This window comes from Microcoleus sp. B9-D4 (genome assembly GCF_036705105.1).
Classification (GTDB): Bacteria; Cyanobacteriota; Cyanobacteriia; order Cyanobacteriales; family Microcoleaceae; genus Microcoleus.
Map to the genome: position 1 here is coordinate 103,587 of NZ_JAUBTS010000006.1, position 8,923 is coordinate 112,509.

General features: G+C 44.7%; 9 protein-coding genes. 2 read left to right on the plus strand and 7 right to left on the minus strand.

Annotated elements, in window-relative coordinates:
• Positions 1–33: 33 nt before the first annotated feature.
• Positions 34–531, minus strand: coding sequence for a DUF29 domain-containing protein (locus QUB24_RS05610; protein WP_333151486.1), 498 nt, complete (start codon positions 529–531; stop codon positions 34–36).
• A gap of 163 nt (positions 532–694) precedes the next feature.
• A complete protein-coding gene (gene ilvA / locus QUB24_RS05615; protein WP_333151635.1) occupies positions 695–2,227 on the minus strand; it encodes a threonine ammonia-lyase, biosynthetic in 1,533 nt (510 codons plus the stop codon).
• Positions 2,228–2,530: 303 nt separating this feature from the next.
• Between ilvA and QUB24_RS05620 the strand changes: the two genes are divergently transcribed.
• Positions 2,531–3,085: a GNAT family N-acetyltransferase gene (locus QUB24_RS05620; protein ID WP_333151488.1), complete on the plus strand. Its 555-nt coding sequence runs from the start codon at positions 2,531–2,533 to the stop codon at positions 3,083–3,085.
• 91 nt (positions 3,086–3,176) lie between these two features.
• On the opposite strand, the gene QUB24_RS05625 is transcribed toward QUB24_RS05620, so the two are convergent.
• From QUB24_RS05625 to QUB24_RS05645, 5 genes are all read right to left on the minus strand, one after another.
• A complete protein-coding gene (locus QUB24_RS05625) occupies positions 3,177–3,746 on the minus strand; it encodes a hypothetical protein (protein WP_333151490.1) in 570 nt (189 codons plus the stop codon).
• Positions 3,747–3,934: 188 nt separating this feature from the next.
• Entirely contained in the window at positions 3,935–4,792 is an 858-nt protein-coding gene (locus QUB24_RS05630) for a bifunctional class I SAM-dependent methyltransferase/HIT family protein (protein ID WP_333151492.1), read from the minus strand.
• A gap of 109 nt (positions 4,793–4,901) precedes the next feature.
• Positions 4,902–6,500, minus strand: coding sequence for an Hsp70 family protein (locus QUB24_RS05635; protein WP_333151494.1), 1,599 nt, complete (start codon positions 6,498–6,500; stop codon positions 4,902–4,904).
• A 20-nt stretch (positions 6,501–6,520) separates the two neighbouring features.
• Positions 6,521–7,303: an XRE family transcriptional regulator gene (locus QUB24_RS05640; protein ID WP_333151497.1), complete on the minus strand. Its 783-nt coding sequence runs from the start codon at positions 7,301–7,303 to the stop codon at positions 6,521–6,523.
• An 11-nt stretch (positions 7,304–7,314) separates the two neighbouring features.
• Positions 7,315–7,527: a DUF2997 domain-containing protein gene (locus QUB24_RS05645; protein ID WP_006633566.1), complete on the minus strand. Its 213-nt coding sequence runs from the start codon at positions 7,525–7,527 to the stop codon at positions 7,315–7,317.
• 82 nt (positions 7,528–7,609) lie between these two features.
• Between QUB24_RS05645 and QUB24_RS05650 the strand changes: the two genes are divergently transcribed.
• Complete coding sequence (locus QUB24_RS05650; protein ID WP_333151499.1) at positions 7,610–8,632, plus strand: beta-eliminating lyase-related protein; 1,023 nt, start codon at positions 7,610–7,612, stop codon at positions 8,630–8,632.
• Positions 8,633–8,923: the final 291 nt, after the last annotated feature.

Sequence of the window (8,923 nt, forward strand, 5' to 3'; positions counted from 1 at the left end):
GAGTGCGCCCTAATTCAAAAACTAATATCGCTCTCATTCCATCACATCATCTGTTGCCTGTTCACCAGGATAAAAAGCATCGCTAAAAATGTCTTCCAACACATACGGACAATTCTCTGGAAAAGTTTTTCGCGGCAGATTTGTTTCTCCAGAAGCTAATGCCATTCCTTTGATGTAAGCTGTCTGGAGAGATTCTTGTAGGTAAGGTTTGAGACTTGGATTCTCTTTAAGTAACTCTAATATATCGATACGCTGGATGCAAATTGTATTCACCCAACTGCGACTTCTTTTTGATACTTGATATTCCCATTTAAGCAAATGTCCAATCAAAATACTCAAGCGGTTTCTTAATTCGGCGCGTTGTTGTTTTCCCAATGACTCAATCTCCTCGATTAAATTAGGTAGGTCAATTTGACTCCATTCTCGATGTTTGAGGAGTTTTGCTTGTTCCTGAGTCCAAGCATAAAAATCTGTTTCATAAAGACTTTGTATTAAAGTTCCCGGTATTTGTCCACTTTGTGGTGTTTGCATAAAAATATCAAAATTTAGTGTTCTTTCCTTAATTATACTTAACAGCTTCATTATCCGGCAGATTTCTTAGTCTCGCGTTGCGAGTAATTCGTTTTTGTAGGGGCAATCCCCCGTGGTTGCCCCGGTTTCAACTTCATAAAGAGGGTAACTTTCCCAAAAAACCCTACCTCAAAAACAACTTATAAGCCGGATTCTGACTCTCATCCCCATACTGATAGCCCAGCGTATCCAAAAAAGCCTGCCATTCCTGCATCTCATCCGGCGGTACTTGAATTCCCACCACAATTCGCCCGTAATCAGCGCCATTATTTCGATAGTGAAAAACGCTGATATTCCAGTTAGGACTCATCGAACCCACAAACTTCATCAACGCACCGGGACGTTCGGGAAATTCAAAGCGATAAAACAATTCATGATCTGCCAGCATCGAACGCCCGCCCACCATATGCCGGACGTGCAATTTCGTTAATTCATCATCAGTTAAATCCAAAGTCTTGAAGCCACAATCTTCAAAACTGGCGGCTATTTTAACCGCATCGGCACGGTTTTGAATTTGTACACCGATAAAAATATGTGCTTCTTTTTCATCCGCAATTCGATAGCTAAATTCAGTTAAATTGCGCTTTCCCAGACACTCGCAAAACCTGCGGAGACTGCCAGCTTGTTCGGGAATTGTGACTGCAAAAATGGCTTCGCGGCGTTCGCCAAACTCGGCTCTTTCTGCTACAAAACGCAGCCGATCGAAATTCATGTTTGCGCCACAAGCAACAGCAATTAATGTTTCTCCTGCGATTTGTTCGCGTTCGACGTAAGCTTTCGCACCTGCGATCGCCAAAGCGCCTGCAGGTTCTAAGATCGATCGCGTATCTTCAAAAACATCCTTAATCGCCGCACAAACATCATCCGTATGCACCAAAATAATCTCATCCACATACTCCTGACACAACCGAAAAGTTTCCTCCCCCACTTCTCGCACAGCAACGCCATCAGCAAATAAACCCACCTGCGACAAACGCACCCGTTTACCCGCTTTCAGCGATTGATTCATTGCATCGGAATCCACTGGTTCGACGCCAATAATCTTAATTTCCGGCCGCAACCGCTTGACATAAGCCGCAATTCCCGAAATCAATCCGCCGCCACCAATTGCCACAAAAATCGCGTGAATTGGTTTTTGATGTTGCCGCAGAATTTCCATGCCGATCGTACCCTGTCCCGCAATTACGTGCGGGTCATCAAAAGGGTGAATAAAAGTCATACCTTTTTCCGCCTCTAATTGGCGCGCAAAGGCGTAAGCATCGTCGTAGGTATCCCCATGCAAAACTACCTCTCCACCACGGGCTATCACCGCATTTACCTTCACCTGCGGCGTCGTTACGGGCATGACTATGATCGCGCGAGTTCCCAGGTGGCGGGCGGCGAGGGCGACTCCTTGGGCGTGGTTGCCGGCGGAAGCTGCAATGACACCTTGTGCTAGCAAATCCGGCGACAGTTGCGCCATTTTGTTGTACGCACCCCGCAGTTTGAAGGAAAACACCGACTGCATATCCTCTCGCTTCAGCAAAAGTTTATTGTTGAGCCGTGCTGATAGATTCGGGGCGCATTCTAGGGCTGTTTCTTGAGCAACATCGTAGACGCGGGCGGTGAGGATTTGTACCAGGTAATCGCAAAGCATGGGGTTAGCAGGTTGGTTGATGCCGGATGGTGAGATAATTGTACGGTATTTGTGTTAGTATTTTGCGGGGAATTGGCGATCGCAAGTTTTCAATAATAACTTTTCGCCTTGGGAACATAAGGAGCCTGAAGACTATGAATAATAATTCGTTTTTGCCGTTTCCCCGGTTATAAAATCCGGTTTGTGAGCGGTATTATAGCAGTTCTCAATAAAATGAGGTATGCCCTATGCCCTAGGCCCTATGCCCTAGGCCCTAGATCCGAGAAAACCTTCTCTTACTGAGAAAGGCTATAGTCCGTAATCCTTGATTTAGTATGTAAATTCATGAACGTACAAATTACAGATTTGCGTGCGGTTGACGAGCCAAAAATTCAACAGGTAGCTAGATTAATAGTTGAAGGCTTTAAAGAGCATTGGCCCGATGCTTGGCCCGATCTAAAATCTGCTTTGCAAGAATTACAAGAATCTTTGGGAGCCGATCGCATCAGTCGAATTGCTGTCGGCGACAGCAATCAAGTTTTGGGATGGATTGGCGGGATTAAACAGTATGACGGTAATGTTTGGGAACTGCACCCGCTGGTAGTGAGAACAGAATTTCGGGGACAAGGAATTGGTCGATCGCTCGTAGCTGATTTAGCAGCAGAAGCTAAAAACCGGGGAGGGCTCGTGCTGTGGGTGGGTACCGACGACGAAGACAATCAAACCACTCTTTCAGGCATCAATCTTTATCCTAACGTTTGGGAACACATCGCCAAAATTAGAAATTTGCGCGGTCATCCCTACGAATTTTATCAAAAAATGGGTTTTGCGATCGTCGGAGTGATGCCCGACGCCAACGGAATTGGCAAGCCAGATATTTTCATGGCAAAGCGGTTGTAAAGTTTAATGTAGGTTCTAAATTTACTAACTGGTGGCTTGCCAATCCCACACTTAGCAAAATTAGTTGTTGAAAATTTCCCAAAAAATCCGTCTAATCTGGACGTGCGAACCCCGTTCGAGGGTCGCTAATAAACAAACCCAGAACTAACGAATCCATCACCGTATCCCAGACAGGAGTCAAACGTTCAGCATCATCAACCCAGTAATCAAAAGTAATCAAACACTGAACATTAGAACCCAACCCAATACAGATTCGCGAATAAGCTTCCCGCTGTTCTGGAGGGTCGATAAACTTAAATTCAGTCCAAACAATGCGGGCAGTTTGCCGCTTCAATTGGATAATGTCCCCAGGAGCGATCGGATTCCGCGTATCATCTTCAACCAGCTTCTGTAATAACGGCACCAGCGGAAAATCTGCCCAGTTACCAGGTGGTAGCAAATTAAACGAAACCTCTAAACAACAATCATCATCGGGCGGCTTTTTATCCGTAAACCGGAACGACTTAGTATCCGGTTCAAAATGCCAATCTTCCGGGACATCAAAGCGGACTGCACCTCTTCCTGCTACAAAAATTCGAGTTCCAGGCTTTGACTTCCAATTGTGGTCTTCTTGGAGCTCTAAGGTTTCCTTGAGCCATTCTTGCTTTTTGCGCTTAGACATAAACAGAACACCAAATTACTGCTAATGTGTAGTTTTAGACCTTGCAAACACATTTTAACCCTATTTTGCTCGCCGTTTGCTCAAATATAACAATCCTTACAAAAATTATGAATACCTCTCTTCTCTATACCTCTGTGTTCTCTGCGCCTCTGCGGTAAAAAATAATTCCTTTGACAATTTGCTAAGTTTTATTTTCCCCTCTTGGGAAGCACATACCTAATCCCACCCTTATTTCCAGCCGCATCACCCCTGTAACGAGGGATAACATGAATAGCCGCATGACTGCGAGTTTGACCTGCATCTTTATTAATATTGATTCCCACATTAAAACCGTCTGGCTGAAACTCTTTACTTAACATTTCTTGTACCTTATTAGCCATAAACCAGCAAGCCGATTGCTCTCGAAACGGCAGTTCAAAATAATTGGCAACGTGACGCTTGGGGATGATTAAAACATGACCTTTGCTGGCGGGATAACCGTCAAACATCGCATAAGCTGTTGCTGATTCAGTTAGCAAAATTAGGTTTTTATACGGATTGCAGAATATGCAGTTATTAGTAGAATTTCTTTGATGGTTGTAATGCACGTATTTGTAAATTTCGCAAGACTCATCTATGTGAATTGGCTTAAATGGAAGTTTGACAATGCACTGATATGTAGGTTTTTTGTGGACGTAATGTTCTCGAAAGCCTTCTTTTTTGATATCCCTTCTCACCGCAAAATACGCATTTCCTCCCGGTTTCAACAGGTGCGACACTTCCATCAGGACATTAGCTTGTTCTTCAGGAAACAAAACATTCAAAACATAAAAGCAAATGATTGTGTCGAATTTATCTTCCGGGAACTCCGGGAAATAATAAGGGTCATAACCCGTAATATCGAAGCCTTTTTGTTGCAACAATCTAACATCGCTGCCGAAGCCGCAGCCAAAATCTAAGACTTTGCCTTGCAGCAAGTTTTTATCCAATAAAAATCTTGCCGGAAATGACAGATAAATTCTTTCGATTGCCGTCAAGTGGCTGAATTTATTTTGTTGCTTTTTCATGGCGGCATAAATTTGATTTAAATAAATATTCTTCCCTCCGCGCACCACGCGGACGAGAGTTTGTGGAGTACCGATTTCAAGATCCGAATGTTATCTAAAAATTTTACCATTATTGCAGTTTGGCGATCGCCCCTTTTTCCACCAACACCTTACCAGTCACCAAATCCCGCACCGTCGCCAACAAAACCCGCCTCTCATCCACCTCAAAACTCACCGAAACCCTATCAATTCCCAATACCCCAGGCGGGTTCAAATGCGCCACACAAACCTGCTGGTGGTGGCTGTCCAGAGAGCGAAAATCCGTCTGTTTGTTGAGCCAACTGCTCGTCATTTGCCCTTTTTCGTTAAAAATAACCTCCGCTTGCGATACCTCCGCAACTTCCCCAATATCTAACCGAATTTCCCTTTGCCCTTCAATTGCCACTTGCAGCGTCAACTCTTCGGAACTTTGACAGGGATACTTCATTTCCTTGCTAAATATCGGCGAATAAGCATAAGCTTTAGCATAAGGTTCCCAGAGGCGAATTGCATAGGTGTGGCGCAAATAATCGTCAACACTCGCTAATTGTGTCAAGGCTAAAGCACCGTGCGCCACTGCTTCAAAAGGCTTATCTCTTTGGACTTTTTGCCGCCCAAAATACGAAACCACTAAATTAGATACAGCCGGGATTAAAGAAGTTCCTCCTACCAGCAAAACCTGTTCGATATCTGCTTTGCCGATACCTTTTCCCTGTGCAATACTCAGAACTTCATCTAAACTTTCCCGCAACTGTTCTAACAACTGCCTAGATTCCAGAATTTCCTCAAGCTTGTCTCGGTTTAGCTGCAAGTCGTAAGACATAAAATTTTCATCGTCAAACCAGCTTTCCTTAGCCTCATTAACTTGAGACAGTTGAATTTTTAATTTTTCCGCTATTTCTAATAAATTTTGCCAGCCAACTGCGCCGACTTCTGCCCGCGACGAACCAATTTGCCGCAAATAATCTTCGACAATCCAGATATCAATATCTTCTCCACCGACATAAGCATCGGATTTTGCCAATACTTCGCCACGCACCCCCCCCAGCCCCCCCAAGCTTCGGGGGGGTAAGGGGGGGGTTAGAGCAGTGCGGACTAAACTTAAATCTAAAGTTCCGCCACCAAAATCAACTACTAAAACTAGAGAACCGGGGCGTTTTACTGCATATCCCAGGGCTGCGGCTGTGGATTCATCTATTACCTGAACTTCCGCAAATCCCAAACTTTCTCCTAAGTCGCGAAACCAATCTAGATATCGCTCAAATGCTCCAACGGGGACTGTAAAAATTACTTTTTCTGCCTGTATATTTTGTAAATATAATTGTTTCCAAATACTTGTGATAAACTGTTCGGCTACTGATTCTGGTGTGTAGGTTTCGCCGTCTAGGTTGCGAGGCGGCGGCTGAAAATCGGCCGCTAAATTGCGTTTAAAAGCTTTGAAAAAACGGTCTGGCTGGGATTGTCCCAAACGCTGCGATCGCACTTTTTCCCCCAAGACCAACTCTCCGGCATTTTTCACAAATACTAAAGTCGGAACTACAAATATTTCTCGCACGTCTCCGCTCGAATTATTCGTTTTAAAAATGCGGGACATCTCGCCCAATCTCAAAGTTTCTGGTGTTTGCGTATCTGGGTTGAGAATGCAGACAACCGTGTTGCTGGTGCCGAAGTCTATGGCAACTATAGTCATGTTAATTTTAAATGTTAAATTTAATTTTTTATTCCCGCTGGCAGGGTGCGACTAACTTTAGCAGGAGTAAGAATTCGTTCTCCCTCCCGATAGCCGACAAACCGAATATAAACTAATTCTCCTTCTCTTATATCCTCAACATCCGGCTGGTGCAACTGCGGATTGTAAGCCGTTTGTTCCCATGCAGAACCGATTGTTTGAAAATCCCAACTTGATAAAAGATTTTCTAAGGGAGTAAACAAAGCGGAGAGATTTTTGGCGGGCATATCCGGCTTGGCTTCTGCCATTTTGCGGGCGGCGGGATAGTTGGTTAACAAAGTTTGCAACTGTTCAAAGGTAGCACGGCGAAAATCGGCAGTTAGTTGAGCTTTTTGCTGCTGCAGTTCTTCCCGCAACCGGAAACACTGCTGCCTCAATTCTTCTATTTCGCTGTGCTCAGTTGTGATTGTAGCCGAGATTGGCAGTGCGAGCAAAGTACGATCGAACTCTTGAAAATTCAAATTCAGCACTGTTGCCAGCCGCCTCAGTTGGTCTAGGGTGAGTTTTCCCACGTCTCCCTGCCGCACTAAGCGCACCCCAAAGCGACTTAAGCCTGCTTTTTCGCCTAAATCTTGCCAATCGAGAATGTCTAGCTGATTCATGCGTTCCCGCAGAATTGTATCGTACTTAAACTCGATCGCATCTCCCGCCTCAGATGCAGCATAAACGTAGACTAAAATTAGAAAAATGCCCCCGATAGCTAGCGCGAAGCTGAAGGCAGGCACTGTTGTTACATCAACTGTTGCACCGAGGATCTCAAACATCTTTAACTCTTCTAAACTTGTTTTAAAGTCTGCGTTTGTTCAACGACCAAATTTTCTTCGCCTTGGTAGTATTCTGGCAGCAAGTCTTGAGATTCTACTTTTCCGAGGGCTTTTTCAATTCCGGCGGTGGTTTCGGTGCAACTCGAACCGGTGGCGTTGAGGACGGTTTCGGTAATTTTGCCGTCTTTGCCGATGCGGTATTCAATTTGGCGGTATTCTGCCATAATTCTGCCTCTTGGTTTAATGCTTGAGTGTTGACTGTTGAGTGTTGAGTTATATTATAGATTCTATTTACCAATTATTCTAATGAATTTTTGTAGCGACAATGCAACCGGGGTTTCGCCGGAGATTATGGCTGCGATAGCAGCGGCTAATTGCGGTGCTGTGATGTCTTACGGAGATGATGAATATACACAGCGTTTGCAAGTTAAATTTTCGGATTTGTTCGAGACATCGGTGACTGTTTTTCCTGTAGCAACTGGTTCTGCTGCTAATGCTCTAGCCCTTGCGGTTGTTACTCCTCCTTACGGCGCTGTTTACTGTCACGGGGAATCTCATATTAATCTGGATGAATGCGGCGCGCCGGAGTTTTTTACAGGCGGTGCCAAGTTAGTAACAGTAACAGGAAATCATGGTAAAATAGAGGTAGAGACTTTAGGAAAAATACTCGATCGCGCTGGTGCAGGTGTCGTCCATCACGTACAACCCGCAGCCGTCAGCATCACTCAAGCAACGGAAGCCGGCACAGTCTACAATCCAGCGGAAATTTCCCATATTTCGGAAGTAGTTCGCGAGCGCAATTTGCACCTCCACATGGATGGAGCTCGCTTTGCCAATGCTGTCGCCAGTCTTGGCTGTTCTCCTGCTGATGTCACTTGGCGCGCCGGTGTAGATATTCTATCGTTTGGAGCGACAAAAAACGGCGCGATGGCTGCAGAAGCTGTGGTATTTTTCAACCGAGAATTGGCAAAGACTTTCCCTTTTTACCGCAAGCGCAGCGGGCATCTTTTCTCGAAAATGCGGTTTTTGTCGGCACAGTTGGAAGCGTATATAACGGATGATTTGTGGCTGAAGAATGCGGCTCATGCAAATAATATGGCAGCTAAATTAGCCGCAGGTTTGGCGGGAGTTGAGGGAGCGAAGTTTTGCCATCAAGTTGAAGCAAACGAGATTTTTATTCAACTTCCCGAATCGGTAATTACAGCGGTTTTAGCTGAGGGTTTTCTGTTTTATCGGTGGGATGAATGTACTATTAGACTGGTAACGGCTTTTAATACTTTGGAAGCGGATGTTATTGCTTTGGTGGAAGCGGTTAAACGACATCAATGATTAAAATGTAGGGGCGGGTTTTACAAATAATACCTGCCAGCTATGAACCATCTAAGAAACCCGCCCCCACCTAACCAATAATCCACATCAACCTTGATTTATATTAAATGCAAAAATAGGCGGGGGGATTTCTCGTTGGGTGGGGGCGGGTTTGAGAGATTGTTGGTTATTTACAATTATTGTTTGTGAAACCCTCCCCTACATTTTAAATGCGAAAAATAGGCGGGGGGATTTCTCGTTGGGTGGGGGCGGGTTTGAGAGATTGTTGGTTATTTACAATTATTGTTTGTG

Excerpts from the sequence above, each read along its gene's own strand:
- QUB24_RS05610 (WP_333151486.1), bottom strand. The coding sequence starts at position 531 with ATGCAAACACCACAAAGTGGACAAATACCGGGAACTTTAATACAAAGT.
- QUB24_RS05620 (WP_333151488.1), top strand. The coding sequence starts at position 2,531 with ATGAACGTACAAATTACAGATTTGCGTGCGGTTGACGAGCCAAAAATT.
- QUB24_RS05625 (WP_333151490.1), bottom strand. The coding sequence starts at position 3,746 with ATGTCTAAGCGCAAAAAGCAAGAATGGCTCAAGGAAACCTTAGAGCTC.
- QUB24_RS05630 (WP_333151492.1), bottom strand. The coding sequence starts at position 4,792 with ATGAAAAAGCAACAAAATAAATTCAGCCACTTGACGGCAATCGAAAGA.
- QUB24_RS05635 (WP_333151494.1), bottom strand. The coding sequence starts at position 6,500 with ATGACTATAGTTGCCATAGACTTCGGCACCAGCAACACGGTTGTCTGC.
- QUB24_RS05640 (WP_333151497.1), bottom strand. The coding sequence starts at position 7,303 with ATGTTTGAGATCCTCGGTGCAACAGTTGATGTAACAACAGTGCCTGCC.
- QUB24_RS05645 (WP_006633566.1), bottom strand. The coding sequence starts at position 7,527 with ATGGCAGAATACCGCCAAATTGAATACCGCATCGGCAAAGACGGCAAA.
- QUB24_RS05650 (WP_333151499.1), top strand. The coding sequence starts at position 7,610 with ATGAATTTTTGTAGCGACAATGCAACCGGGGTTTCGCCGGAGATTATG.